The organism is Spiroplasma endosymbiont of Seladonia tumulorum, assembly GCF_964020235.1.
Lineage (GTDB): Bacteria > Bacillota_I > Bacilli_A > Mycoplasmatales > Mycoplasmataceae > Spiroplasma.
In genome coordinates, this window is record NZ_OZ026545.1 from 1,911,029 (window position 1) to 1,937,710 (window position 26,682).

General features: G+C 28.2%; 37 protein-coding genes and 3 rRNA genes. 31 read left to right on the forward strand and 9 right to left on the reverse strand.

Going from position 1 to position 26,682, the window contains the following annotated elements; genetic code table 4:
* Window positions 1–16: 16 nt before the first annotated feature.
* Together AACL22_RS12200 and AACL22_RS12205 are read right to left on the reverse strand one after the other, a co-directional pair.
* Window positions 17–1,078, reverse strand: a complete 1,062-nt coding sequence (locus AACL22_RS12200) for a ribosome-inactivating family protein (protein ID WP_338992484.1) — start codon at window positions 1,076–1,078, stop codon at window positions 17–19.
* A 251-nt stretch (window positions 1,079–1,329) separates the two neighbouring features.
* Window positions 1,330–1,584, reverse strand: coding sequence for a hypothetical protein (locus AACL22_RS12205; RefSeq protein ID WP_338992474.1), 255 nt, complete (start codon window positions 1,582–1,584; stop codon window positions 1,330–1,332).
* Between the two features lie 540 nt (window positions 1,585–2,124).
* Here AACL22_RS12205 and AACL22_RS12210 point away from each other — a divergent pair.
* From AACL22_RS12210 to AACL22_RS12250, 9 genes are all read left to right on the forward strand, one after another.
* On the forward strand, window positions 2,125–3,102 hold the full coding sequence (locus AACL22_RS12210) for an IS30 family transposase (protein WP_338992471.1): 978 nt from the start codon (window positions 2,125–2,127) through the stop codon (window positions 3,100–3,102).
* Between the two features lie 553 nt (window positions 3,103–3,655).
* Window positions 3,656–5,175: ribosomal RNA gene (locus AACL22_RS12215) — 16S ribosomal RNA — on the forward strand.
* Between the two features lie 273 nt (window positions 5,176–5,448).
* Window positions 5,449–8,365 (forward strand): 23S ribosomal RNA (locus AACL22_RS12220).
* Between the two features lie 72 nt (window positions 8,366–8,437).
* Window positions 8,438–8,544 (forward strand): 5S ribosomal RNA (rrf, locus tag AACL22_RS12225).
* The 16S, 23S and 5S rRNA genes sit together here, the layout of an rRNA operon.
* A 231-nt stretch (window positions 8,545–8,775) precedes the next feature.
* Entirely contained in the window at window positions 8,776–9,066 is a 291-nt protein-coding gene (locus tag AACL22_RS12230; RefSeq protein ID WP_338992487.1) for a hypothetical protein, read from the forward strand.
* A gap of 180 nt (window positions 9,067–9,246) precedes the next feature.
* Window positions 9,247–9,477, forward strand: a complete 231-nt coding sequence (locus tag AACL22_RS12235; protein ID WP_338992490.1) for a hypothetical protein — start codon at window positions 9,247–9,249, stop codon at window positions 9,475–9,477.
* Between the two features lie 29 nt (window positions 9,478–9,506).
* Window positions 9,507–10,559: a hypothetical protein gene (locus AACL22_RS12240; protein ID WP_338992493.1), complete on the forward strand. Its 1,053-nt coding sequence runs from the start codon at window positions 9,507–9,509 to the stop codon at window positions 10,557–10,559.
* 715 nt (window positions 10,560–11,274) lie between these two features.
* Window positions 11,275–12,030 carry an IS3 family transposase gene (locus AACL22_RS12245; RefSeq protein WP_338993104.1) on the forward strand — a complete coding sequence of 252 codons (756 nt, stop codon included), beginning with the start codon at window positions 11,275–11,277 and terminating at the stop codon, window positions 12,028–12,030.
* Window positions 12,031–12,116: 86 nt separating this feature from the next.
* Window positions 12,117–12,368 carry a hypothetical protein gene (locus AACL22_RS12250; RefSeq protein WP_338992496.1) on the forward strand — a complete coding sequence of 84 codons (252 nt, stop codon included), beginning with the start codon at window positions 12,117–12,119 and terminating at the stop codon, window positions 12,366–12,368.
* 140 nt (window positions 12,369–12,508) lie between these two features.
* Here the strand turns inward: AACL22_RS12250 and AACL22_RS12255 are convergent, their stop codons facing one another.
* Entirely contained in the window at window positions 12,509–13,438 is a 930-nt protein-coding gene (locus tag AACL22_RS12255) for an IS3 family transposase (protein WP_338993106.1), read from the reverse strand.
* Between the two features lie 652 nt (window positions 13,439–14,090).
* Here AACL22_RS12255 and AACL22_RS12260 point away from each other — a divergent pair.
* Window positions 14,091–14,672: a hypothetical protein gene (locus AACL22_RS12260; protein WP_338992499.1), complete on the forward strand. Its 582-nt coding sequence runs from the start codon at window positions 14,091–14,093 to the stop codon at window positions 14,670–14,672.
* A 24-nt stretch (window positions 14,673–14,696) separates the two neighbouring features.
* On the opposite strand, the gene AACL22_RS12265 is transcribed toward AACL22_RS12260, so the two are convergent.
* Entirely contained in the window at window positions 14,697–15,506 is an 810-nt protein-coding gene (locus tag AACL22_RS12265; RefSeq protein WP_338992502.1) for a GNAT family N-acetyltransferase, read from the reverse strand.
* Between the two features lie 180 nt (window positions 15,507–15,686).
* Here AACL22_RS12265 and AACL22_RS12270 point away from each other — a divergent pair, with 180 nt between their 5' ends.
* The 11 genes from AACL22_RS12270 to AACL22_RS12320 all read left to right on the forward strand — a co-directional run bounded on the left by AACL22_RS12270 (window position 15,687) and on the right by AACL22_RS12320 (window position 20,032).
* Window positions 15,687–15,830 carry a hypothetical protein gene (locus AACL22_RS12270; RefSeq protein ID WP_338992505.1) on the forward strand — a complete coding sequence of 48 codons (144 nt, stop codon included), beginning with the start codon at window positions 15,687–15,689 and terminating at the stop codon, window positions 15,828–15,830.
* Window positions 15,811–16,158 carry a hypothetical protein gene (locus AACL22_RS12275; RefSeq protein WP_338992509.1) on the forward strand — a complete coding sequence of 116 codons (348 nt, stop codon included), beginning with the start codon at window positions 15,811–15,813 and terminating at the stop codon, window positions 16,156–16,158. Before AACL22_RS12270 ends, AACL22_RS12275 begins: the two co-directional genes overlap by 20 nt.
* Window positions 16,159–17,238: 1,080 nt before the next feature.
* A complete protein-coding gene (locus AACL22_RS12280) occupies window positions 17,239–17,523 on the forward strand; it encodes a hypothetical protein (RefSeq protein ID WP_338992511.1) in 285 nt (94 codons plus the stop codon).
* Window positions 17,478–17,951, forward strand: a complete 474-nt coding sequence (locus AACL22_RS12285; protein WP_338992514.1) for a hypothetical protein — start codon at window positions 17,478–17,480, stop codon at window positions 17,949–17,951. Before AACL22_RS12280 ends, AACL22_RS12285 begins: the two co-directional genes overlap by 46 nt.
* Window positions 17,951–18,352, forward strand: coding sequence for a hypothetical protein (locus tag AACL22_RS12290; protein ID WP_338992517.1), 402 nt, complete (start codon window positions 17,951–17,953; stop codon window positions 18,350–18,352). The genes AACL22_RS12285 and AACL22_RS12290 overlap by 1 nt, the downstream gene beginning before the upstream one ends.
* A gap of 11 nt (window positions 18,353–18,363) precedes the next feature.
* The gene (locus tag AACL22_RS12295; RefSeq protein WP_338992520.1) at window positions 18,364–18,798 is read left to right on the forward strand and encodes a hypothetical protein; all 435 of its coding nucleotides are present in this window, start codon (window positions 18,364–18,366) and stop codon (window positions 18,796–18,798) included.
* A gap of 17 nt (window positions 18,799–18,815) precedes the next feature.
* A complete protein-coding gene (locus tag AACL22_RS12300) occupies window positions 18,816–18,947 on the forward strand; it encodes a hypothetical protein (protein ID WP_338992523.1) in 132 nt (43 codons plus the stop codon).
* A 251-nt stretch (window positions 18,948–19,198) separates the two neighbouring features.
* Window positions 19,199–19,354, forward strand: coding sequence for a hypothetical protein (locus tag AACL22_RS12305; protein ID WP_338992527.1), 156 nt, complete (start codon window positions 19,199–19,201; stop codon window positions 19,352–19,354).
* A gap of 4 nt (window positions 19,355–19,358) precedes the next feature.
* On the forward strand, window positions 19,359–19,550 hold the full coding sequence (locus AACL22_RS12310; protein ID WP_338992530.1) for a hypothetical protein: 192 nt from the start codon (window positions 19,359–19,361) through the stop codon (window positions 19,548–19,550).
* Complete coding sequence (locus tag AACL22_RS12315; RefSeq protein WP_338992532.1) at window positions 19,543–19,746, forward strand: hypothetical protein; 204 nt, start codon at window positions 19,543–19,545, stop codon at window positions 19,744–19,746. The genes AACL22_RS12310 and AACL22_RS12315 overlap by 8 nt, the downstream gene beginning before the upstream one ends.
* Complete coding sequence (locus tag AACL22_RS12320) at window positions 19,730–20,032, forward strand: hypothetical protein (RefSeq protein WP_338992534.1); 303 nt, start codon at window positions 19,730–19,732, stop codon at window positions 20,030–20,032. Before AACL22_RS12315 ends, AACL22_RS12320 begins: the two co-directional genes overlap by 17 nt.
* Window positions 20,033–20,452: 420 nt before the next feature.
* Here the strand turns inward: AACL22_RS12320 and AACL22_RS12325 are convergent, their stop codons facing one another.
* Genes AACL22_RS12325 through AACL22_RS12335 form a run of 3 tightly spaced genes read right to left on the reverse strand, consistent with a single transcriptional unit; the run spans window position 20,453 to window position 21,355 of the window.
* Window positions 20,453–20,626 (reverse strand): hypothetical protein, encoded by a 174-nt coding sequence (locus AACL22_RS12325; RefSeq protein WP_338992536.1) that lies wholly within the window; start codon window positions 20,624–20,626, stop codon window positions 20,453–20,455.
* Window positions 20,568–21,059 (reverse strand): hypothetical protein, encoded by a 492-nt coding sequence (locus AACL22_RS12330; RefSeq protein ID WP_338992539.1) that lies wholly within the window; start codon window positions 21,057–21,059, stop codon window positions 20,568–20,570. Before AACL22_RS12330 ends, AACL22_RS12325 begins: the two co-directional genes overlap by 59 nt.
* Before the next feature lie 47 nt (window positions 21,060–21,106).
* On the reverse strand, window positions 21,107–21,355 hold the full coding sequence (locus AACL22_RS12335) for a hypothetical protein (protein ID WP_338992541.1): 249 nt from the start codon (window positions 21,353–21,355) through the stop codon (window positions 21,107–21,109).
* Window positions 21,356–21,674: 319 nt separating this feature from the next.
* Between AACL22_RS12335 and AACL22_RS12340 the strand changes: the two genes are divergently transcribed.
* The 10 genes from AACL22_RS12340 to AACL22_RS12385 all read left to right on the forward strand — a co-directional run bounded on the left by AACL22_RS12340 (window position 21,675) and on the right by AACL22_RS12385 (window position 25,589).
* The gene (locus AACL22_RS12340; RefSeq protein WP_338991075.1) at window positions 21,675–21,914 is read left to right on the forward strand and encodes a hypothetical protein; all 240 of its coding nucleotides are present in this window, start codon (window positions 21,675–21,677) and stop codon (window positions 21,912–21,914) included.
* 516 nt (window positions 21,915–22,430) lie between these two features.
* The gene (locus AACL22_RS12345) at window positions 22,431–22,715 is read left to right on the forward strand and encodes a hypothetical protein (RefSeq protein WP_338991147.1); all 285 of its coding nucleotides are present in this window, start codon (window positions 22,431–22,433) and stop codon (window positions 22,713–22,715) included.
* 9 nt (window positions 22,716–22,724) lie between these two features.
* On the forward strand, window positions 22,725–22,892 hold the full coding sequence (locus AACL22_RS12350) for a hypothetical protein (protein WP_338992544.1): 168 nt from the start codon (window positions 22,725–22,727) through the stop codon (window positions 22,890–22,892).
* 13 nt (window positions 22,893–22,905) lie between these two features.
* A complete protein-coding gene (locus AACL22_RS12355) occupies window positions 22,906–23,079 on the forward strand; it encodes a hypothetical protein (RefSeq protein ID WP_338992547.1) in 174 nt (57 codons plus the stop codon).
* Between the two features lies 1 nt (window position 23,080).
* Window positions 23,081–23,218 (forward strand): hypothetical protein, encoded by a 138-nt coding sequence (locus AACL22_RS12360; protein WP_338988699.1) that lies wholly within the window; start codon window positions 23,081–23,083, stop codon window positions 23,216–23,218.
* Window positions 23,219–23,220: 2 nt separating this feature from the next.
* Complete coding sequence (locus AACL22_RS12365) at window positions 23,221–23,637, forward strand: single-stranded DNA-binding protein (protein WP_338992550.1); 417 nt, start codon at window positions 23,221–23,223, stop codon at window positions 23,635–23,637.
* The gene (locus AACL22_RS12370) at window positions 23,628–24,281 is read left to right on the forward strand and encodes a hypothetical protein (RefSeq protein ID WP_338991149.1); all 654 of its coding nucleotides are present in this window, start codon (window positions 23,628–23,630) and stop codon (window positions 24,279–24,281) included. Before AACL22_RS12365 ends, AACL22_RS12370 begins: the two co-directional genes overlap by 10 nt.
* Window positions 24,265–24,933 carry an ERF family protein gene (locus tag AACL22_RS12375; protein ID WP_338991151.1) on the forward strand — a complete coding sequence of 223 codons (669 nt, stop codon included), beginning with the start codon at window positions 24,265–24,267 and terminating at the stop codon, window positions 24,931–24,933. Before AACL22_RS12370 ends, AACL22_RS12375 begins: the two co-directional genes overlap by 17 nt.
* Window positions 24,933–25,406: a hypothetical protein gene (locus AACL22_RS12380; RefSeq protein WP_338988706.1), complete on the forward strand. Its 474-nt coding sequence runs from the start codon at window positions 24,933–24,935 to the stop codon at window positions 25,404–25,406. The genes AACL22_RS12375 and AACL22_RS12380 overlap by 1 nt, the downstream gene beginning before the upstream one ends.
* Before the next feature lie 6 nt (window positions 25,407–25,412).
* The gene (locus AACL22_RS12385) at window positions 25,413–25,589 is read left to right on the forward strand and encodes a hypothetical protein (RefSeq protein ID WP_338988709.1); all 177 of its coding nucleotides are present in this window, start codon (window positions 25,413–25,415) and stop codon (window positions 25,587–25,589) included.
* On the opposite strand, the gene AACL22_RS12390 is transcribed toward AACL22_RS12385, so the two are convergent.
* Window positions 25,555–25,950, reverse strand: coding sequence for a hypothetical protein (locus AACL22_RS12390; RefSeq protein WP_338992553.1), 396 nt, complete (start codon window positions 25,948–25,950; stop codon window positions 25,555–25,557). The two genes, AACL22_RS12385 and AACL22_RS12390, sit on opposite strands and share 35 nt — an antisense overlap.
* 94 nt (window positions 25,951–26,044) lie before the next feature.
* Window positions 26,045–26,680: a hypothetical protein gene (locus AACL22_RS12395; RefSeq protein WP_338988713.1), complete on the reverse strand. Its 636-nt coding sequence runs from the start codon at window positions 26,678–26,680 to the stop codon at window positions 26,045–26,047.
* Window positions 26,681–26,682: the final 2 nt, after the last annotated feature.

The window sequence follows — 26,682 nt, forward strand, 5'->3', positions numbered from 1 at the left end:
TTATTTTTTAAAATATTTAATAACATTTATCATGACTTATTCTATCTACAATAGAATAACTAGCGCCTGCACCCGATCCAAAAACAGAACCAATAAACGTACCAATTCCAGTACCAATAACTGGAAAAATAGCTGTACCTACAGACGCGCCGATAAGAGCTCCTGTTATAGCGCCTTTTGCAGTATTTTTTCCAACAATTCCAAGTGCTTCAGCACTTGTACATACTGCTTGATTATCTCATCCATGTAAATTTAAATGATATTTTAAGTTATTTGTTTTAACAAAAATACTTCCCTGTCCATCAAATCACATATCTTCTATATTAGAATCCAAGCCATTAAATTTATGAACATTAATTTGATTATCTCTTTTAAATCAAAGAAATACACCGCTTGTAGTTCCAATATAAATATCACCAGCTTGTAATTTTCCTACTTTTGTATTTTCATTTAATATTTTAATTACAGTTACTTTTCTGTTACCTAAATTATAACCTTCATTTTTATCTTTAATTGCATCACAATATTCATTTTTTATGTTATTATTTATACTTCTTGTTTTTTTATTACAATTTAATGTTGGTTGTAAAAGTAATCCAAGAATAACTCTAACATCTGTATTTGCAAGAGCTTGAGCAATTGTATTTAATGGTAATTGTGATAATAAATTATAAAATCATTCATTAATAACCCCGTTGTTATTACCAAATCTTGATTGAATATTATTAATTGCATCAATAATATTATTACTTCTACTTTGTCAATTAGTTACAATATTACTAATATCATTATTTCAAGATAATTCATTACTATAAGTTTGAATTTCATTTGAAATTAAATTAAATATACTTCTAAATCTTATTGACTCAGATGTAGTTACAATAACACGCGCTAAATGTGGTCATAAATTATTTCAATTTCGATTACTTGCATTTGTTTTAGATAAAATAATAAATGCATCAAAAATATTACCTCAACTAAGTGAAAAATTATTTGTATTAATAAGGGTATTATAATTTCCATTATAATTTAAACTAAAATCAGCTGCAATAGTATTGTCTATATGTGTTAAATCCATATTATTGTTTTCTGTAAAATAATAATAATTTCTAATAGTATTTCCTTGAAAAGTTCCAGTACCAACAATAAATCCAACTAAATAAAAATTACTTAATCTTATAACTAATTCTATATTTCTTGTTACATTACCGTCAATAATTTCAACAGGTATTATTAAATAATTATTAATATTACTATTATAATTTCTTTTTATTTGATATATATTATTGTTGTTACTTTCAAATATGATTTCAATAATATTTTCATTTATTAAATAATTAATTCATTAATAGATAATTTATATTTATTTATATCATTTCTATCAATAGTTAATTTATTATTATAATTTTTAAATGATCTATTTTGTCTTTTATTTCTAATTAAATTTTCTGAATTATCTATTTGTAAATAATCAATGTTATTATTTAATTTTTCTTCTTTTTCATAAGGACTAGCGGCAATTGTTGTTGGTGCAGCAGTTCCACTAATAGTTAATACACTTAATAAACTTAAAAGTTTTTTCATTTTGCATAATTTCCTTTCTTTCATCTTGAAAATTTTTATCAAGATCTATTGACATTATATATATACAAGCGCTTTTAAATATATTAGACTTCTTGCGATACTAACAAAAATAAAGATAATTACAAATTAAAAAATTTAAATTAAACTTTAAAATAAGCATTTTTAAAAATTTTAATTAATTTTTAAGCATAAATAACCAGGTATCGCAAGAAGTCTATTTTAGAAAGGAGATGAATTATAATGGTTATTATTTTGATTATATTGTACTAAATCTGGGCTCGCGGTGATTTTCTATAGTTTTGTGAAAAATTACTTAAAATTTAAAAAAACTTTTGCCGCGCTTTTCAAAATACTTGGGAAAAATTCTAAGCGTTAAGCGAAGAATTTTATAAAGGTTCCCAAATTTGTTTGAAAGAATCTCAAAAACTTTTTTAACTTGTAAGTCATTTTATCACAAAAATTTAAGAAAATCAATCGCTCGCCCAAAAACTCAAAAAACTATATAATTAACTTTGTATATAAAAGAAAAGATTTTTTAAAATGGATAAAACAAAGCATCATTTTACTTTTAAAGAAAGAGTAATGTTAAAAGATTTATTAGAACTTGATTCTTTAAAAAGAAAAAATGGTAAATCCAATATATCTAAAATAGCAAAAATATTGCATAAAAATCGCAATACAATTAGACGAGAAATAAAAAGGTTAAAAAATAATGAATATGACGCTAAATTAGCACACGAAAATTATTTACAAAAACGACAAAAATGTTTTAAAAAATCATCATTATTGCTAAATATTTTAGAATGACTAGATAAAAAATATAACAAATTTCATGATTCACCAGAACAAATCTGTAAAAAATATGAAAAAGAGTTTGGTATTAAATTTCCGGTATGTTTTAAAACTTTATATAAATATATTCATTTGGGATTTTTAAATTTCAAGAAAGATAATTTGTATTTTCATGGTAGAAAATATAAAACAAAAAATAGGATTGATAACCGTGGAAAAATAAGAAATTTTAGAACTATTGAAGAAGCAAAACATGATAAATATGAATTTGGTTGATTTCAAATGGACACTATGGTTGGTAAAAATAATAGTGTTTGTTTAGTTTTAATCGAAGAATTAACCCAATTTAAAATCATTGAACCATTAAAAGAAAAAACAACAAAAGAAGTTACAAACGCATTAAAACGAATTTTTTCTAACAGATTTTTTAAAGATAGATGCAAAGGAATAATAACAGATCAAGGCAAAGAATTTGCTGATTGAGAAAAAAATGAAAAAATAACAAATGCTAAAGTATATTTTTGTGATGCTAGAACTCCAACTCAAAAACCCAAAGTTGAAAGAGCAATTCGTGATTTTAGACATTGATTTTCCAAAGGAATTGATTTAAGTATTTATTCAAGAAATTATTATCAAGAAGTTGCTAATATAATAAACTCTAAACTTAAAAAATCTTTACATTGACTATCTTCAAAAGAAGTTTTTATACAAATGTTTAATTTTTAATATAATTACCTATAAAAATTTTAATCATTTTATTTTTCAGTGTGCCAAAATTCATAAATTTAAAACAAAACTACTAAATTTTTTTAAAATAAATTATATTGAACATTTATTTTATTGGTGTTATAATAAAATTAAGTAGGGTGCTACACTTCATAGTACAATTTACAACATAAAAGAAAAAACAAGATATAATCTTGTTTTTAACTAACAACCCGTATCTTTGCAACGGTCCTTATTTTTTATAAAAAAAATTAATATTTTTGCTAAAAACACTTGCAAAAAAAATGAGGATTTTATATACTTATAAAGGTGTCAGTTGGTAGTAATTTATTACTTAATTGTAAATAAAATACTTACTTACATTATTAAAAACAATACTAAAAATATGAAAAAAAGAGTCAAAAGTTATTGACAATAAACGCATAATTTTGTATGATTTAAAAGGTGCTTTTCTGACACAAGAACGATCTTTGAAAACTAAACATAACAACAAAAGATAATCATTTAATCAATGAATATCCGTCATTAAAGCTAGGAACAAAAACGATATTTTTTTAATGAGAGTTTGATCCTGGCTCAGGATGAACGCTGGCGGCATGCCTAATACATGCAAGTCGAACGGGGTGCTTGCACCCAGTGGCGAACGGGTGAGTAACACGTATCTAATCTACCCATTAGCGGGGGATAACAGTTGGAAACGACTGCTAATACCGCATACGACATTTTCTGGCATCAGAGAATGTTAAAAGGTCCGTTTGGATCACTAATGGATGAGGATGCGGCGTATTAGTTAGTTGGTGGGGTAATGGCCTACCAAGACAATGATACGTAGCCGAACTGAGAGGTTGATCGGCCACATCGGGACTGAGACACGGCCCGAACTCCTACGGGAGGCAGCAGTAGGGAATTTTTCACAATGGGCGAAAGCCTGATGGAGCAATGCCGCGTGACTGAAGACGGTCTTCGGATTGTAAAGGTCTGTTGTAAGGGAAGAACAGTAAGTATAGGAAATGATACTTATTTGACGGTACCTTACCAGAAAGCCACGGCTAACTATGTGCCAGCAGCCGCGGTAATACATAGGTGGCAAGCGTTATCCGGATTTATTGGGCGTAAAGCGTGCGCAGACGGTTTAACAAGTTTGGGGTCAAATCCTGGAGCTCAACTCCAGTTCGCCTTGAAAACTGTTAAGCTAGAGTGTAGGAGAGGTCGATGGAATTCCATGTGTAGCGGTGAAATGCGTAGATATATGGAGGAACACCAGTGGCGAAGGCGGTCGACTGGCCTATCACTGACGTTTAGGCACGAAAGCGTAGGGAGCAAATAGGATTAGATACCCTAGTAGTCTACGCCGTAAACGATGAGTACTAAGTGTCGGGCTAAGTTCGGTGCTGCAGCTAACGCATTAAGTACTCCGCCTGAGTAGTATGCTCGCAAGAGTGAAACTCAAAGGAATTGACGGGGACCCGCACAAGCGGTGGAGCATGTGGTTTAATTCGAAGCAACGCGAAGAACCTTACCAAGGCTTGACATCCAGTGCAAAGCTGTAGAAATACAGTGGAGGTTAACATTGAGACAGGTGGTGCATGGTTGTCGTCAGCTCGTGCCGTGAGGTGTTTGGTTAAGTCCAGTAACGAGCGCAACCCTTGCCGTTAGTTACTCCATTAAGTTGAGATACTCTAACGGGACTGCTAGTGTAAGCTAGAGGAAGGTGGGGATGACGTCAAATCAGCATGCCCCTTATGTCTTGGGCTACACACGTGCTACAATGGTCGGTACAAACAGTTGCGATCTCGTAAGAGGGAGCTAATCTGAAAAAACCGATCTCAGTTCGGATTGAGGGCTGCAACTCGCCCTCATGAAGCCGGAATCGCTAGTAATCGCGAATCAGCAATGTCGCGGTGAATACGTTCTCGGGTCTTGTACACACCGCCCGTCACACCATGAGAGTTGATAATACCAGAAGTCGGTATTCTAACCGCAAGGAGGAAGCCGCCCAAGGTAGGATTGATGATTAGGGTGAAGTCGTAACAAGGTATCCGTACGAGAACGTGCGGATGGATCACCTCCTTTCTATGGAGTTAATACTTTATAGTAATTAACTAGTTTTAATGACCGTTATGTTTAGTTTTCAGAGATTAGTTTCTCTGACAATAACAAGTAAATGTTATTGGAATTGTTCTTTGAAAACTGGATAATAGACATCTTGTTATTTTAATCACTTGATTAAAATAACAATAATTCAAAATTTCTGTTATTTTTAAAAAATAACTAAAATTTCACAGTTATATTTGTAAATGATTCTCAAAAAACTGATTTAAAATCAGGTCAAATAATTTATAAAACTTTGAAGTTACAAAGGGCGTATGGTGAATGCCTTGGGAATAGGAGACGATGAAGGACGTGACTACCTGCGATAAGGTTCGGGGAGCTGGAAGTAAGCTTTGATCCGGACATGTCCGAATGGGGAAACCCGGTGAGATTAATCTCTCATCATCCTATAATGAATAAATAGTTATAGTGAAGGTATACCTAGGGAATTGAAACATCTTAGTACCTAGAGGAAAAGAAAGCGAAAGCGATTCTCTTAGTAGCGGCGAGCGAACGGGGAACAGCCCAAACCAGATTTATCTGGGGTTGTAGGACCATAATAGTAGAGTTACAAAACTTGTTTATAGTAGAAATGGTTGGGAAACCATGCCACAGAGGGTGATAGCCCCGTATACGAAATAGACAAGACTCGAAATGGTATCCTGAGTACGGCGAGACACGTGAAATCTTGTCGGAATCAACGCGGACCACCGCGTAAGGCTAAATACTACCTATTCACCGATAGTGAACCAGAGTACCGTGAGGGAAAGGTGAAAAGCACCCCGGGAGGGGAGTGAAAGAGTACCTGAAACCATATGCCTACAAGAAGTCGGAGCCCGTTAATGGGTGACGGCGTGCCTTTTGTAGAATGAGCCGGCGAGTTATGATAGCATGCAAGGTTAAGTAGAAAATACGGAGCCGTAGTGAAAGCGAGCCTTAATAGGGCGTTTAGTATGTTGTTATAGACCCGAAACCAGGTGATCTAGCCATGAGCAGGTTGAAGTTGAGGTAAAACTTAATGGAGGACCGAACCGACGTTCGTTGAAAAGACCGCGGATGACTTGTGGCTAGGGGTGAAATTCCAATCGAACCTGGAGATAGCTGGTTCTCCCCGATATAGCTTTAGGGCTAGCGTCGAGGTTAGCAAGTTGGAGGTAGAGCACTAAATGTATGATGGCCCCACCTAGGGGTACTGAATGCAATTAAACTCCGAATGCCAATTTTGTATACTCGGCAGTCAGTACATGGGTGATAAGGTCCATGCACGTAAGGGAAACAGCCCAGATCATCAGCTAAGGTCCCAAAATTTATGCTAAGTGTGTAAGGATGTGAAGTCGCTTAGACAGCTAGGAGGTTGGCTTAGAAGCAGCCACCCTTTAAAGAGTGCGTAACAGCTCACTAGTCGAGTAACTTTGCGCCGAAAATGTACCGGGGCTAAGCATAATACCGAAGCTATGGGTTTTGTATTTATATACAGGGCGGTAGGGGAGCGTTCTAACAGGGATGAAGGTAGACCGTGAGGACTGCTGGACTGGTTAGAAGTGAGAATGCCGGCATGAGTAACGTTTGAGGGTGAGAATCCCTCATGCCGTTTGACCAAGGTTTCCTGGGCAAGGTTCGTCCACCCAGGGTTAGTCAGGACCTAAGGCGAGGCCGAAAGGCGTAGTCGATGGACAACAGGTTGATATTCCTGTACCACCATATAGAGCGATGGAGTGACGGAGAAGGATAGTATATCCCGGTTATTGGATTCCGGGCTAAGCACAAAGAGGGTAAGGTTGGCAAATCCGCCTTGCATAACCTTGAAGCGTGATGGGGAGCGAAAACGGTTCGCCTAGTAGCGAAGTATATGACTCCATGCTTCCAAGAAAAGCTTCTAGTACTATTTATATGGTGCCTGTACCTAGAACGAACACACGTGGTCAAGGAGAGAATCCTAAGGCAAGCGAGATAACTGTAGCTAAGGAACTCTGCAAAATAACCCCGTAAGTTAGCGAGAAGGGGTGCTCATAGTAATATGAGCCGCAGTGAAGAGGAAGGGGCAACTGTTTAGCAAAAACACAGCTCTCTGCAAAGTCGTAAGACGACGTATAGGGGGTGACGCCTGCCCAGTGCTGGAAGGTTAAGGGGATTATAGTTAGCATTAGCGAAGCTTTGAACCGAAGCCCCAGTGAACGGCGGCCGTAACTATAACGGTCCTAAGGTAGCGAAATTCCTTGTCAGGTAAGTTCTGACCCGCACGAAAGGCGTAATGATCCCTTCGCTGTCTCGGCTGCAGACTCGGTGAAATTTTAGTACCTGTGAAGATGCAGGTTACCCGCAACTAGACGGAAAGACCCCATGGAGCTTTACTATAGCTTGATATTGGGTTTTGATATAGCATGTATAGGATAGGTGGGAGACTTTGAAGCAGTAACGCTAGTTGTTGTGGAGTCATCCTTGGAATACCACCCTTGTTATGTCGGAATCCTAACCTAGATCTGTAAGCCAGATCAGAGACAGTGTCAGGTGGGTAGTTTGACTGGGGCGGTCGCCTCCTAAAATGTAACGGAGGCGCCCAAAGGTACCCTCAGTATGGTCGGAAATCATACATAGAGCGCAAAGGTAGAAGGGTGCTTGACTGTGAGACTTACAAGTCGAACAGGAGCGAAAGCTGGGCTTAGTGATCCGGCGGTCCCGTGTGGAAGGGCCGTCGCTCAACGGATAAAAGTTACCCTGGGGATAACAGGCTGATCTCCCCCAAGAGTTCACATCGACGGGGAGGTTTGGCACCTCGATGTCGGCTCATCGCATCCTGGAGCTGAAGTTGGTTCCAAGGGTTGGGCTGTTCGCCCATTAAAGCGGTACGCGAGCTGGGTTCAGAACGTCGTGAGACAGTTTGGTCCCTATCTGTTGTGGGCGTAGGAAATTTGAAGAGATCTGTCCCTAGTACGAGAGGACCGGGATGGACACACCTCTGGTGCTCCAGTTGTCACGCCAGTGGCACAGCTGGGTAGCTATGTGTGGAAATGATAATCGCTGAAGGCATCTAAGCGAGAAGCATACTTTAAGATGAGATTTCCCATCCTTTATGGAGTAAGACCCCTTGAAGACGACAAGGTTGATAGGTTGGATGTGTAAGCACGGCGACGTGTTCAGCTAACCAATACTAATAGGTCGAGGACTTCAAAAAAGCGAGAGCTTATTTACAAATTTTAGACAGTTTATTATCTAGTTTTGAGCGGATAATTTCCCTCAGATATAATCTGGTGCTTATGGCATAGTGGATACACCCGTTCCCATCCCGAACACGGAAGTTAAGCACTATTACGCCGACGATAGCCGCAAGGTGAAAATAGGGCAGTGCCAGGTTGAAAAAAGGTTTTGACCTTTTTTAAAATATTTTTACTTTCTTAGTATTTTACAAATATGTTATAATGAAAAACATCTCACACCCACTATAAATTATTAAATATCTTAAGTGCAGTAACTTTAGTTAGTGCAGGAACAAGTAGCGCTGTTGCTTGTAAAAATAATGATGTTATAAATAAAGTTAATGATATTTCATTAGCCCAAGATTTAATTGATAATTTAGGAAATAGTGTGGCTATTATTGCGATTAATAATTCTAATCAAGATAATATTATTTCAGCCATTAAAAATTATTCTGTATTTACTGATTTTTATGAAATATATGGTAATAATATAAAACAAGTTATTGATTCAGAGATAAAGTTTACTGCGGCTGATTTTAAAATTGGTAAAATTTTCAAAGCGGATAAAAGAACAGTTGCAAGTAATAAAGATTTACAAGATAAAGGGATCTTTTTTGTTGAAGTTAATGGAGTAAATCAATTAGCAGGAACAGTTTTTCTTGAAATTGAAATTATCTAATTTTTATGTGAGTATTCTTTCCAATGTTTTATTGTATATTCGTGAATTTAATCTAAAAAAAATAATATTAATTTAAAATTAATATTATTTTTTTAGATAATTTATAATAATTCTAGTATCAATTTTAACATTTGTTAACTAATATTTCTGGTATAGAACCAGATTTAAGGAGAAGTTTTTATGAAAAAATGATTATCAATGTTAGATTCAATTGGATTATTTACTTCAACAATTTCACCTATTGTAAGTTGTGTTACAAATGAAAATGTTGATAAGCCAATACGTCCTGACATTTTTAGGAATTATGTAAAAACAAATAGTGAATCTAATAATTCACTTAAACAAGCGAAATCATCAGACCAACCATTTAAATGATATACGCACCAAAAAACACAGAAGATGGTAGTTTAAATGCTTGGGCAAATGACCCTTGTACAATTTTGCATGATGATGAAGGAATATACTACAATTGAATTTTATTTAGAAACGGAAAAGATTTTCCAGCCGAATGAGTTGAAATGACATCACCTGATATGAATTCTTGAACTCAAACTGAAATACGTATTAAACGAGGAAGAGAATTTTCTCAAACATCTTATATACCTTCTGCTTTAGGAGGCTCAGTTTGACGAGATGATGAAGGAGATATCGTATTTGTAATTTCAATGCAACCATGTAAGTTAATGGATGGTAGTGAAATAACAAGAGACAGTGGAATTGCATATTTTGTTTTGCATGGTTTGGGGCAACCAATTTATAAAACTGGTGTTCTAGCACCAGAAAAGCCAGCAGGTATAAACGATTGAAGAGATACTTTCATATATCAAACAGATGATGGCTTACATTTTGCAATCTCAACAGGTAATCGTGTTGAATTTTGAAAAATTAACAGTTTTGAAACAAATGATATTGAAAAAGTAGATGAGTTATATGTTCGTGGTTTTGGCGTTGAAGTGCCAAAAGTTATTAGATTTGGTGAAAATAAATGATACATATCTTGTTCGGTTCAAGATGCTCCTGATCCTACAAAGGGGCCCTTTCAATCAAGCTATTGATATTTGTGTAAATTAGTTGATGGCAAATTTGAAGTTTATTCTCAAGGTCAACATGAGTATGGACCTGAGGGTTATGCACAAAGAGTTTCAGATCCTTATCAAACCAAAATTACCAAAAAGGCCTATGTAAGAGCAATGCTGGGTAATTGAAATTACAATACCGATATTTGAGCTTGAAAAGGTGGATGTTATGGTACTGATGAATTATCACTTTCAGAATACTGGGTTGGATTAACACCTAATGATCTATTCACAGATTATTACGATAATGGGACAGCAGTCTATATATTGAAAGGTAAGAATTTGATTAAAGGTTATAAGTTAAGTTTTAATAAGGGAGATATTACTTTTTACTTAGAAGCAGATAAGTTTTTTGGAATAATCAAATTGATACTGGATTGAAAAAGTGAACAGAACAAGGAGGACAAACAGATGTAGAGGATGTTATTTGTATGATTTGAAATAAAACAACATTAACAGTTTATAATATTACTAAAGGTTGAAATGCACATTTCATGTTACTAGAAAAAACAACTCACACTCTAAATAAAGGTGCTAAGTCTCTAGCACTTGATGATGATGTAAAAAAGAATTAGACTAATCTATATTTAAAATAAATATTTGATATTTATGTTATATTATTAGATATATAAAAATATATTAAAAAAGAGCAATATAGAGTGCACCCCAAAAAGTAAGTAAAATAAAAAAAGATTTTGCTAAATTTTTATAGGGGGTGCATTTTTATATAACAAAAAAAAGGACAAAAATATAACAAATATACATCAGAATTTAGAACAAAAATCATTGAGGAAATTAAACAAAAAAGTTGTTGAATAGTAGCAAAACAATATAATATAAATGCAAATACAGTAGAATCTTGATGAGCAAATCATAAAAAAGGAAAATTAAACAATCCTAAAGGACCTAAAATTTCTTTTGGCAAAAGAAATTTAGAATATTATAAAACAAGGTATGAATTATTAAAAAAGCTCCATGACTTTTACAATTAAGCAAACTAAGAATTGTCTCTTTTATTAAACAAAATTTTTGTGAATATTCAATAAAATTATTACTAGAAGTAACAGGGTTAAAACGTAGTTATTGAGATAAATATAAAAATTATGACAGTAGCAAAAAAGATAAAAAAGCAATAAATGATATTGTAAAAGTCTATGAAGAAAATTTAAAACAATTTGGTTATCGAAGAATTACTAAATATTTAAAGGAAGATTATGGTATAAAATATAATTCAAAAAAAGTTTTAAGAATTATGCGTGATAATCAAATACAATCTGAATATGTAAGAAAAATGAGAAGAAAAATGAAATATAAACAGAATAAAGAAAAAAGCTTATTGCAATATCCTGATTTAATTAATCGTAAATTCAATGATATAAAAACAAGGTTTTCAGTACTATATACTGATGTAATATATTTAATTTGAAAAGGAGAAAGATATTATCAATCAACAATTATTGATGGATATACTAAAGAAATAGTTGATGTAAAGTGATCTAAATATAATGACAATAAATTAGTAATGGATAATTTAAATGATGCAATTAATAAAATAAAATTAATAAAAAAAGATCTGAATGGAATAATAATTCACTCAGATCACGGATATCAATATACATCCACTATTTATCACGATAAATGTTTATCTAACGGTATTACAATTTCAATGGGAAAAAATTACCACTGTGCAGATAATATTGTTATAGAAAGTTTTCATTCATTACTTAAGAAAGCTACAATCCATAATAAAATATATAATTCACATGAAGAATATATACAAGATGTTATAAAATGAAATACATGATATTCAAATCGTAAAGAAAAAGATATAATTAAAAAAATAGTAAATACTTTTTTATTAGTACTTACTAAAATGGGTGCACTTTAATTTAACAATGTCAATTTAAAATTGACAAAAAAAAAGAGACAAATATTTTTTGTTATATAATTTTATTGAAAGGATGTTCTTTTCTTATGGCAAAACAATGAAACAAAAATGAAAAACTAGAAATTTTAACATTTGCTGAGTTAAATGGCATTAAACTAACAGTTCAAAAATATAACATAGCCAAATCTATTATACAAAGATGACGTGTAGACGCACAAAACAATTTTGATAACCTAGAATGATGTCATGGATCTCAAAGTAAACAAAAAACAAAAAAAGAATTAGTATTTCAGCAATTGACTCAAATGATGCCCAAAAAATGTCACGTTCTGAATTAGAAGAGATTGCTAAATTATATTTTGCATTAAAATTTTGTCAGACCTAAAGTTAAACAAAGAAAAACTCTATTCGAACAACGAATGGAGTTTCAAAATAAAAATGTCTCTTTTTTTGTCAATTTTAAATTGACATTGTTAAATTAAAGTGCACCCATTTTAGTAAGTACTAATAAAAAAGTATTTACTATTTTTTTAATTATATCTTTTTCTTTACGATTTGAATATCATGTATTTCATTTTATAACATCTTGTATATATTCTTCATGTGAATTATATATTTTATTATGGATTGTAGCTTTCTTAAGTAATGAATGAAAACTTTCTATAACAATATTATCTGCACAGTGGTAATTTTTTCCCATTGAAATTGTAATACCGTTAGATAAACATTTATCGTGATAAATAGTGGATGTATATTGATATCCGTGATCTGAGTGAATTATTATTCCATTCAGATCTTTTTTTATTAATTTTATTTTATTAATTGCATCATTTAAATTATCCATTACTAATTTATTGTCATTATATTTAGATCACTTTACATCAACTATTTCTTTAGTATATCCATCAATAATTGTTGATTGATAATATCTTTCTCCTTTTCAAATTAAATATGTTACATCAGTATATAGTACTGAAAACCTTGTTTTTATATCATTGAATTTACGATTAATTAAATCAGGATATTGCAATAAGCTTTTTTCTTTATTCTGTTTATATTTCATTTTTCTTCTCATTTTTCTTACATATTCAGATTGTATTTGATTATCACGCATAATTCTTAAAACTTTTTTTGAATTATATTTTATACCATAATCTTCCTTTAAATATTTAGTAATTCTTCGATAACCAAATTGTTTTAAATTTTCTTCATAGACTTTTACAATATCATTTATTGCTTTTTTATCTTTTTTGCTACTGTCATAATTTTTATATTTATCTCAATAACTACGTTTTAACCTTGTTACTTCTAGTAATAATTTTATTGAATATTCACAAAAATTTTGTTTAATAAAAGAGACAATTCTTAGTTTGCTTAATTGTAAAAGTCATGGAGCTTTTTTAATAATTCATACCTTGTTTTATAATATTCTAAATTTCTTTTGCCAAAAGAAATTTTAGGTCCTTTAGGATTGTTTAATTTTCCTTTTTTATGATTTGCTCATCAAGATTCTACTGTATTTGCATTTATATTATATTGTTTTGCTACTATTCAACAACTTTTTTGTTTAATTTCCTCAATGATTTTTGTTCTAAATTCTGATGTATATTTGTTATATTTTTGTCCTTTTTTTTGTTATATAAAAATGCACCCCCTATAAAAATTTAGCAAAATCTTTTTTTATTTTACTTACTTTTTGGGGTGCACTCTAAATTGCTCTTTTTCTTTTTAGCATTCGTTAAGTTTATACTTCTAATAGAATAAAAAAATTAAATGTGAAAATTGTAATAAAAAGCAAATTCCATTTAAGAAAAAAATCTTTTTCTTTTTGTCCTAACTGTCTAAATAATATTGCTGAAAATTATATAAATTATGTAAATAAGTTATATAAAAATTTATAGAATTTATAAAAGATTAAATAAATATAATAATATTTTATGTTATTACTTAATTAATAGATTTGTTGCACTTGTATTTACAAATTACAATATGATAAAAAATAATTTTCTTTTAATACAAGATATAATATTAATTAATAAAAAAGAAAGGAATTTTTAAAAATGAAAAAATTTTTAGTTTTCTTAGGGATAAGTTCATTTTTCCCTAATATCACATGTGGTATAACTGGAATTACCGAATATAACAACTTAAAACAAAATAGTAGTTTAGTGAACAATTCAACAATGAGAATACAAACAAAGCAGCCAGTTATTGCATTTCAGAATGAAATAAAAGTTTATCAAATTACAACTGATGTCCTACCAAATGAAGAAAAATTTGATATTATTATTAAAACTAAACCTAACTTATGAAAAGAAATTAAAAATTTATGAGAAACTGCTAATAATAGTAGCTTTACCAACGAAAATGATAAAAAGAATAAATTTATCCATGATGTAAAAACTAAACTATTGGATTCTATGACGATTGATTCATCAATTGAAACAGAGTCATTTCTTTTGATGTTAGTTAATCAAATTTGAAGTGGTTGAGATTTAATTAATGATTTTTGAGTTGAATATCTTCAAGAAAACTACCGTATGTTTATGCATTTTACATTAAAATATGAACCAACAAATATTGAACGATATAGCAATATTGAAGTTAAACTTTGTTCAATATATTCAGATCATAAATCATAAATAGGATAACAAAAAAATGCATTATTATTTTGAATAATGCATTGTGTAAACAATAAAATATAGTTGTTGTGATTCAAATCCCAGTTTCTTATATAAAGGTAAACCATCTGGTGTTGCAACTAAACCAGCATAGTGGTAATTTGCTTTTTTTGCTTGGTTTAATAAATGAATTAACATTTCCTTAGCATAACCTTGTTTTTGATGTTCAGGATGAGTAGCAATGTCGTCAATAATTGCTAATTCTGACTCAAAATATAAGTTTCCTGTTGAAACAGGGACTTGATTTTTCATTAAAGTTGTAAAATAACTAATTTTTTGTTCTTGATTTAATTCTCAAATTGATTGATATTTTGCTAAATCAATTAATGATAAATCAAAGGCTTTTTTAATGATTTCAACAACATTAAGAACATTTGTTTTTGTTGTTACTTCTTGAAATTGCTCATTATCACTTGCCCGATTAGCAATGTTAAAAGTTGTTAAGTCAATTAGCATTCCAATGGCTGTTTCAAAATGTTGAAGGTCAGTTTTTTCAAAAAATGTTTTTTCAAATTGATTATTATCATTGGTAATAGTACATCAAGTAAAAGGTGTTTTAGTTTGATGATATTGTTCAATAATTTCACTAGCTTTTGCAAATTGTTCAGCTGTTATGAGATGTGAACTAATAACAACATTTAAATTACTCTTTGAATTACGTGAATCAATATGATGAAAAAAATTCTTATAATCACTTTCAATTAGATGTTTACCATTGTCATGTTTAGGGTCAACCATATAATGAATAAAGTTTGCAACCAATTGATCTAATTTTTTATTGTTAAATGTTAGCATGATATTACTCCTTTTTACCACTTTTTAATTTTACCATTTTTTTGCCTTTGAATCAAAATATATGGAATACACAAAAGGAATATTTTAATTTTTTTTGATATAATGACAATAGTCTATGCAGAAATATCAATAAATATTCTTATATAAGAAACGAAACATAAAAAGATGAGGAGTTTATTTATGGCAATAAAAAAGAAAATTGTTATGCAAGAAGAATTATCAGTAGTTAATTTAATAAATCAAATTATTGAGGAAGGAAAAGAGTTAACTACTAAAACTGATATAAAAGCAGCAAAAAAAACTAATGCATGAAGAATGAATTAAAAAAAATAATGAAGCATGTGCTATTGCAGCAAAAAAATGAGAAGAAAAAATTAAATTAGCAAAGGAAAAAGAACTTAAAGCAGCATCAAAACTTAAAGATGTTGATAAGATTGAACAAGAAAAAATTGCTTTATTAGAACAAAAACGGAAAGAAGAAATTGCTAAAAATAATGCTTTATATGAAGAACGTGTTAAAAAACAAGCTCGTTTGACAAATATTTCACGTGTTAAAAAAGCAATGCGTGAGCGAAAAATGATTTTATCAAAAGAATCATGAGAAAAAGAGTCACAAAAATGACAAAAATTATTAGATCAAGTTTCACGTTAATTAAATAACTTGCACTGATGTTTATCAGTGTTTTTTTAATTTAAAATAAAATTGTTAAGTCACTTAATTTAGTTTTAAATAAAAATAAAATTATCTTAAACTTGGCAAATAAAAAGTTAAAAACTCATGTCAAAATTCTCATGCTTTGGTTTTTAATGTATCATTTGTTAAAAATCAGTATGAAAATCCTTCGGCAAAAAAATTCAAAAGAACTTTTAAAAGAATATTCGCTAAGATGAAATAATTGAAAATTTTTTCTCTATCCAAATTGTGGGAATTTTTTTACTAAAAATTGGGAGTGTTGCATATAAACGGGTATTATTTAATTTATTTAAAAACAAGAAACTTTTTTCTTTTATAAAAAGGCGTCCTGTATGATGAACCGGCAAAAAACAATTCTTGTGAGATTGTTTTTTTATTTTTATATTAAAAACATAAATTTATTTGCATTATTCATCGGATAGTATCTTTAAATTTAGAATTTTTATCATAAAAACAGATGTTATTCTGTTTTCCCTACACAAAATAAACGATATTTTTTTATAAATTTCCTTTCAAATAAAGGTATTATCCGATGAATAATGCAACCCCTAAAACTTAATATTTTTTGATGCTTAAAGATGGATAACTCATCTATGGCACAAAAGCTTTAAAGAAAGTGTGAAAGCGATTGGATTTACTACTCCTATTTATTTTTTTAATTCTCGGCAAGATTAATCACTTGTGAAATGTCAGAGCATGTGTTTTTTGGCTTGTTTTCATAAAAAAAGTGCTGTTAAACCAAAAAAACAATATCGGACACTAAAAAAACAAGAGGGTTGGAACTCCAAAAGGTTATTTTCTTTATATAAAGTTGTCTAGGGATGAATGAAGCGTAATTAATAACTGGGTAAATTTGTTTTACTTCCGTCGGGGGATAAACTCTGTCAAAATATCCTACCGCCACCCGCTTCACTTCGGGGGTGAAATAAATAAATACTAAAATACAATACATTATTTACTAAATATCAAAATATTAACCAACAAAGGATTTTTCTGTTTATTTAAAAAATATAAATAAAAAGAAAGGAAAAAAATATTATGCAAGAATATAAAAGTAAATATATCAATAAAACTTGAAATGAAATAACAACATCATTTGATTGAGTTAATTGTAAGCCCGTTGATTGTCGTATTTCGCACCATAAAAATCATTATGATTTACAGTGTTTAGAATGAGCAAAAATGTATTTAAATTTATTTGAAGATAAATGAGATGTTATTAATTCATATATGCAACATTACAAAATTAATAATATTTTAGATTTGGCTAAAGATGGTTGAAAGATATTACAAATTGAGAAAAAAATAAAACAAATAAATTAAAATATATTATTGCAATTGACTCTGCTGGAATTGGACAAACTGGTATTATTATCTATAATGTTTTGCAAAAGAAAATAATTAATAATATTACTTTTAATTCCAAAAATGAAGAAGAAGCAATAAATAATGTGTATTTAATATTAAATCAATTTAAAAATAAAATTTGTTATTATTTAAATAAAGTTATTGTAATAATTGAAGATTATCAACTTCACAAAGGTTTAAAAATAAAAAATCCATTATCTACCCCTAAATTCATTGGTGGTTTAAAAGTTTTATGCAAATATCTATTTAATTTAAATTATGTTTTACAATCGCCAGTTGTTAAGAAAAATTATGTTTATAAAGGAAATATCAAAATGACAGAGCACGAATTAGATGCTTGAAAACATTTGCAATATTTTTTTAAAAAAGGAAGTGATAAATAATGGTAAAAACAAAAAGTAATTTATCTAAAACAACAATCACTACTAATAAGACAAAAATAAAAAATAAAAGAGTTAATAAGTTAGAATTAACTGTTAGATTACATGAAAATCCTATTAAAACAAAAATTAAGGCTCTGGTTGCTGGTGGTGTTGAAGTTGATGCTTGTTCGGCTAAATGTCAGTGAGAAGGATTAAATTACTCAACATTATCAATATATAACCCATCTGTTTTAACTGAGTTTTTGAAATTAAAAAAAGATGATGAGATAAAAATTAAAGGCTCAGTATTTAATCAGTTAAATATAAAAACTAAACGCTATTTTTTGTCTTTTAGAGTAGATAGTTTTGAAATTATACAAAAAGCGATTAGAAAAAGAACAAATACAAATATTAAAAAATAGGAGGAAAAACAATGGCATTAAAAAATGTAAAATATGTTCTTATAAATGAAAATAATGAACCTATTAAAAATGAAGATGGTAGTTTAGATATTAAAACTGCTGAAGTTGAAGAATTTAATGCAAGTAATTTAGAAAATAATAATCAGCAAATCAACGAACTACAAGCAAAAAATACTGAGTTAACTTCACAAATTGAACAACAAACAATTCAACTAAAACAAATTGAAGTAATTGACTTTATTAATTCTTTAACTGATAATGAAGAATTTAAAAATGTTTTATTAAAATCTTATGATATTACTGATGATATTGAAATCATTAAAACACAATTGCAAAGTGTTTATGATGAATTAATTAAGGTACAAACAGTTAATACTGGGGGCGTACCAAAAGTAGTAAACAAAGAAAACAATATTTTAGATGCAGACAATGTATTTAATAAATAGAAAGAAGGAAGTAAATTATGGTACAAAACCCACAAAGAATTTTCGGAGATATTGCTAATCAAGCAACAAAACGAGATCGAGAAACATTTGAACAATGATATTTACAAACTTATCAACAAAAATTTAGTTGAGAAGCATTATTTGCATAAAAAGATGCAAGTAAATTTAGTTTAGCATATAAAAGAAAGAAAAATATTAAATATAATGAAGGTTCTGGTAAAGATGGGAAAGTATTTAATACTGATGATAAATTATTAAATTATTCAGAAGTAGAATTTGATGATGGAATTGTTGAATTAGATACAATTTTAACTTTTGCTCGTAAATTAGACCCTGTAGAAAGTGATTTTAACCCTAATCTTTGGGCTGCTGATATTGAACAAGCAATGGAGTTAAAAATATGGAAAATTTAAGTAAGCATAATGATGGTTGTATTCAAGAATTTAGTAAAGATGAAAATTTAACTTATGAATATGGTAAAGGTTGATTTTATAATAATGAAAAAATAAGTAATCATTTACGCGATGCAATTATTATTGCTCATTATAAGGGTTAATATTATGAAACATTCATTTAATCAAAAAACAGGAAAATATTATTCTAAATTAATTCGTAATGTTAATATTTACTTAAATGAAAATGAAGAAAAAGTTTGAAATGAATTTAATGACTTTACTTATTCACAAAAAATAGAATATCTTATTAATTTTTATATAAAACACAATAAAAAAGACAAGGAAAAACATGAATAAATATATTTTATGTTATAAAACACAACAAGGTAATCATCCATGCAAAACTGTCCTTGGTGAATATATAACTGGTAATGATACAGAAGATGTAAATATAAATTCAACTTGAGACTGAGAATATTTAATCAATAAATATGGTGAAAATAATTTAATTATTTTAAAAATAAAGGAGAAATATAATGGAAAAAACAGTTAAAGAATTAATTGTAAAAATAAAACAAGAAATTAAATTATGTAATAGTGTTTTATCACTAAGAACATTAGAAGATTTAATAAATAAATATGAAGATTCACTTGCTGAAAAAGATAGAAAAATTGATTTGTTATTAACAGCAAATAAACAAATTACTTATTCAAGTAAAAGTAAAGAATATAATCAACCAAAATTATATAAAGAAGATTTAAAAGTAATTAGTCAAACAAGAACAAAGATTTTAGTACAAATGAATTTAGATAAATATAATCAATTAAATAAAAAATAACCTTAATGGGTTATTTTTTTTAAATACTATTCGTTAGTTGTCTAATAGCATCTTTTTGTGCTTGTTTTTTGTTGTTTACTTTAACTTGTTTTTTAACATTTTTAATTTGACCTGTTTTTAATGCTAATTCTGTTGCATATTCAGATCCTCGTAAATGTTTTTCATGAGAAATAACAGCAGTTCTTAATTCTCTAATTTCTGCTTTATATTTTTTTAGCAGATAAGCCTAGAATACCAAGACTACCCATTCCACCTGCACCTGCTAAAACAAGTAAAGTAATCATTAATGTTTCATTCATTTTATTTAATTCCTTTCTTATCCTTACTCAAACAGTGGCCATCCATCCTTTCAGAACAAAATAATTTATAAATTAAACTATATAACCACCCAAAAATATCAACCGCCCCTAATAATATAGTTTATTTTAAATTTAATTCTTTGTTAATTTCATTTTGTATATTTTTTAATTTTTCTTCTGTTATACCATCTAAATTATTTCATTGTTTTGCTACTCTTGGTTGAATAACACGCGGATTAATCCGACAATCTAAACAATGTCGTAAATGGTCTTTTTTTTCATTTTGATTTATCAATCCAAATAATAATTAAAGAAATTATTAAAGTAATTAAAGGTAATATTGTAAATACTAATCCTATTTTAGATATTTTTAACCTTGGTATATCAATTTTCATATCTACCTTTGGTTTACTACTAGCAACAAATATACCCTGAATTCCATGAGTAAATAAAGGTGTTAATAATATAGCAATTCCATTACCTCAATATTGACCATAATTATATCAATTAATTTCATCTTTAATGCCATTAATCATCCCATATTCTAACCAACCATTAATTAATAAAAATAATATTGTATAAAAACTAACTATTCAACTACGAATTTTATATTTTCTTTCTCATTCTCTAATATCTTTATGAGTTCAATTATAAGTCGGAATAGGGTCTTTTTTAAATCAATTTCAAGGTAAAGCACCCTTTAATCAAGTTGTTTTATCTTGTTTCATAATTATTTACCTCATTTAATTTTTTATTCATTTTTATTTAATTCTAATTATTTTTTATTGAATAGTTTTTTAATATCATTTCTATTATTTAAAATAATTCTTCATATTGGATGTTTTTCAAGTAAATTTAATTCATTAATAGTTGTTGCACTATTTATTTTTCTTATCAATATATCATAAGAATCCGATGTTTCTTTTGGTAAATCAATATCCATATCACGATTATAAATAGAATGTGGTTCATTTGACATTAATTCGCTATTATTTATTAATTTTCTTTTAATTGTTGGTCGCATGGAAAAAAGAAGGGTTTTAACAAATACATAGAAATTGAATAGAAATAATAAATTAAACCATTTACTAAAATGGTTTTTTTATTTGTTAAACCAAAATTATTAATTGATTCAGAGAAAGGACAGCATCTTAAATTCTTAAAATAGAAACTTTTATTACAACTTTTTGATACCCTCTTTAAGTTGTTTACACATTTATTAAATATCTTAGAAATCTTTATAAAGTGTACCTGTTTTTTCTCCAATTTTAAGGTGTTGTCCTTTCTCTGTTTCAGTTAATTAATTTGCTAATAAAAAAACTTAATAAAGGAAGGAGTAGGTAATGAAAATTAATAAGCAACAAACAATATGTGATGTTGATAATTGCTATAAAGCAATATCATTCATTATCGAAGAATTTTTATCAAATAAAGTTTTATGAACTTGTGAAAAACATAAAGATTTATTGAATAAAGTAAAAGATAAAACACAAAAGCGGTTTTATAAACGCTTAGAAAATTCAAAAATTATCTTTGATTATGAAACTGGTTTATTAAAACTTAAATTTTATAAAACAACTTAATGCAGAGCGGAACGGTTATTTTAAATAACTAAGTGTTTTTATTCCACCGCCGGCCGAGGCAAGTACTGAAATAGTGTATGAGGAAAAATGTAAATCGGCGCTGGTTCATTAGAACTAAGCGATAGTCGTGATAAGTCCAAGGTTAATATCAAACGACAATAAAAATAGAGATAGTGACTTTACAATTAAATTTGCGAAAAGTGTGGTTGGTTGGAGTTTTATAGCATTTGGTCCTTTAAAATGCGAGTGAATTTTTAATTTAAAAACTGAACGTCAAATCCCAGAGCAAAAGCACAAATGGGCACGGATAAAGGAAGACATATATATGTCTGGCGTCAATATTAAAAAACAACTGTGGATTATTAAACATTCAAACAATTAACATATCGCCACCGCTCACCCCCAGTGAGGCGGATGGCGTAGTAAGTAAATAGATAAATACTTATATAACTAATTCTCGCTTGGCACTTTCACTTGGTAGTGAGTGCCAGCGAGTTAAAACTAGGAGGAATTATAATGACAGAATATAAAAGTAAATATATTAATAAAACTTGAAATGAAATAACAACATCATTTTATTGAGTTAATTGTCAACCTATTAATTGTCGTATTTCACATCATAAAAAACATTATGATTTGCAATGTTTAGAATGAGCCAAAATGTACTTAAATTTATTTAAAGATAAATGAGATGTTATTGCTTCTTATATGCAATATTACAAAATTAACGATATTTTAGATTTAGCTTCTGATGGTTGAAAAATATTGCAAATTGACCAAAAAATCAAAGGAATAATTTAGGAGGTATATATGAAAAAGTTAAATAAAACTTGTATTAAAAAAAGATATTGAGGTTATTGTTTTCATAAAGAATGCAATCAAGAAAATAAATTAAGTGAATTAATGCTTAAAAGTTATTCAGTATCATTTGAAAATATTGCAGATGAACATTGAGCATTAAATACTAAAAAGAATTAGGAGGAATTAAATTATGAATAAAAGATACTTATTGGTAATGAAAAGTAAATATAGTGATTTTAAAACGAGCTGTTTTTATACATTAAAAGAAGCAAAAACTACTGCTAATGTTGAAAATCAACAAGAATGATTAACAACTATTATTGATTTAGAAAATGAAAATATTAAATGACAAGGATGTGAATAATATGTGAAAAGATGAAAATGGCAAAGTTTATACCGAAGAAGATTTATTTAATGAAGCATTAGAAGAATGTCATTCAGAAGAAAGTGCTTATGAATATATTGATACTTTAATTATGGAAAAGAATTTGGAGGAAATTTAATAATGAATAAATTTATTGGAATTGGTATAACAACAAAAGATATTGAAATTAAGAAAACAAGTAATGGAAAAGAATATACTATTTTTAATTTAGCAATTACTCGCCCATATTCAAAACAAAAAGAAACTGATTTTATTCCTTGTCAAGTTTGAAATAAACAAGCAATTACTTTACAAAAATATTGTCAAAAAGGTAGTCAAATAGCAATTACTGGTGTTTTAAAATCTTTTAAAAATAAAGATAATAAAACTGAATGAATAGTTCAAGTATCTAATTATAAATTTTTACATACAAATAATGATTTAAAAAAATCTGATAAACCACAAGAAAAAATAGAATTTAATTCATCTGAGACAAAAGAATTATTTAATAATGATAATCAAAATATTGGTAATGATGAAACAATTTTATGAGATTAGATTTAAAACCTTTATATATTTTTAATGATGAATTACATAAGTATAGTATTTTAATACCTAGTGTAAGTAAAATTGTTAATATTTTAGTGCCAAAAGATTTTTCACAAATTGATGAGAATATTTTAAAATTAGCACAAAATCGTGGAATATGTTTACATAATATGATTGATGTTTGAATAAAAAATAATTTTGATGATGAATTAATTGAATTTATTGATTGTGAAATAAAATCACATCGTGAATTATTTAAAAATTTTACAAAACTATATCAAGAAACTTTAAAAGATATTAAATTTAAATATTATGAAACTGAAAAAACACTTTATAGTCCTTTAATGTGTGGGACAACTGATTTTATTGGAATAACAACTGATAATGAATATATAATATGTGATTGAAAAATTACTAGTTCTAATGAGAAAACAGATATTGAACGCTATATTTGGCAATTAAAACTTTATTATTTATTAGAAAAAGACTTTTGTATAGATAATAAAAAAATATTAATGATAATTATAAATCCAAAATTAAAAATAGTAATTAAAGAAAAAGTTGATATTACTAAACAAAATTTAGAACAAATTAAAGAAGCAATTTTAATATGACAAGAAAGAGAGGAATGAGAAAATGCCACAAGAAACTAAAAAAACATTAATAGCAAGTATTGGTGAAATACAACACGATTTATCATTATATTTAGAAAAAAACCAAACAATGCAAATGAATGGTAGAACAATTTATAACTATTTTGGTGAAGCACAAGTATTAGAATTAGTTAAAAAAGAATTTAAAAAGCATCATATTACATATATTTGGAGTTATGTGAAAGATACTTTAAAAGTAATTAATGATATACCATATTTTGAAATGGAATTAACTTTATGTAAAGAAACAGAAGAAATTAAAACTTATTGACCTTTTACAGGGAAAAATACTGACCCCGCTAAAAGTATTGGGTCAGCATTAACTTATGGAGTTAAATATGTTTTAAGCAAACTATTAGGTTTACCAACCGAAGAATTAGACCCCGATAATAGTGAAATAAGTAAAATTAATTCTAAACAAGAAAAAGAACAAACAGAAATTATTAACAACTCAAATCCAAATTGAATGAGTGAACAGCATTTCAATAATATTAAAAATTTTATTACAAATACAAAAATAGAACAAGATATTATTTCAAAAGGTAAAAATTGATTAAAAGAAGAATTAAATGTTGAAAAATTATCACCAGTTCTGATTAGAAAACAAAGCGAAGATTTTTATTATCAATTTAAAGAAAGATTTTTAAGATAATGATAAAAATAGGTATTGACCCATCAGGAACTGGTACTACCGCTATTGTTGTTTATGAAGATAATAAATTAAAGGAAAAATTAGAATTTACTAATTATTTATGAATAAAACAAGTTGATTTTATTAAAGATATATTATTTAAACACTGCAATAGTGTTTGTCTTGTAAACATTGAAAATTGCTTATATACAAATGCTAATGGTTCAAAAGACCGTGATGATTTATTAAAAATAATTGGAGTAATTAAATATGATACACACGAATTAAATAATGTTAATTGAATATCACCCCGTTATACTAAATCAGTGGTTAAAAATATGGAAAATTTAAGTAAATATAATGATAGTTATTTATGAAAATTTGATAAAGATACTAATTTAACTTATCAATATGGTAAGGGTTGATTTTATAATAATGATAAAATAAGTAATCATTTACGCGATGCAATTATTATTGCTCATTATGAGAGGTAATATATTATGAAACAATCATACAATCAAAAAACAAGAAAATATTATTCTTGTAAAATTCGTAATATAAATGTTTACTTAAATGAAAATGAAGAAAAAGTTTGAAATAAATTAAATTTTGATACTTATTCACAACGAATCGAACATCTTATTAATTTTTATATAAAACACAATAAAGAAAAATAAAAAATAACCAATTAAGGTTATTTTTTAAAATACTATTTGTTAGTTGTCTAATAGCATCTTTTTGTTCTTGTTTTTTGTTGTTTACTTTAACTTGTTTTTTAACATTTTTAATTTGACCTGTTTTAAGTGCTAATTCTGTTGCATATTCAGGTCCTCGTAAATGTTTTTCGTGTGCAATAACAGCTGTTCTTAATTCTCTAATTTCTGCTTTATATTTTTTAATTTTCTTAGCAGATAATCCAAGAATACCAAGACTACCCATTCCACCAGCACCCGCTAATACAAGTAAAGCAATCATTAATGTATCATTTAACATTTTTTTACTTCCTTTCTCATCCTTACTCAAACAGTGGCCATCCATCCTTTCAGAACAAAATAATTTATAAATTAAACTATATAACCACCCAAAAATATCAACCACCCCTATAAATATAGTCTATTTTAATAAAATTTAATTATTTGTTTATATTTAATTCTTGTTTATTTTCTTCTTGTTTTTGTTTTTTAATATTTTCATTTTGTATATTTTTTAATTTTTCTTCTGTTATGCCATCTAAATTATTTCATTGTTTAGCTATTCGTGGTTGAACGACACGCGGATTAATACGGCAGTCAAAACAATGTCTTAAATGGTCTTTTTTTCATTTTGATTTATCAATTCAAATAATAATTAAAGAAATTATTAAAGTAATTAAAGGTAATATTGTAAATACTAATCCCATTTTAGATATTTTTAATCTTGGTATATCAATTTTCATATCTACTTTTGGTTTACTACTAGCAACAAATATACCTTGAATTCCGTGTGTAAATAAAGGTGTTATCAAAATAGCAATTCCATTACCTCAATATTGTCCATAATTATACCAATTAATTTGGTCTTTAATGCCATTAATCATCCCATACTCTAATCAACAATTTAATGCTAAAAATATCAATGTATAAAAACTAACTACTCAACTACGAATTTTATATTTTCTTTCTCATTCTCTAATATCTTTATGAGTTCAATTATAAGTCGGAATAGGGTCTTTTTTAAATCAATTTCAAGGTAAGGCACCCTTTAATCAAGTTGTTTTATCTTGTTTCATAA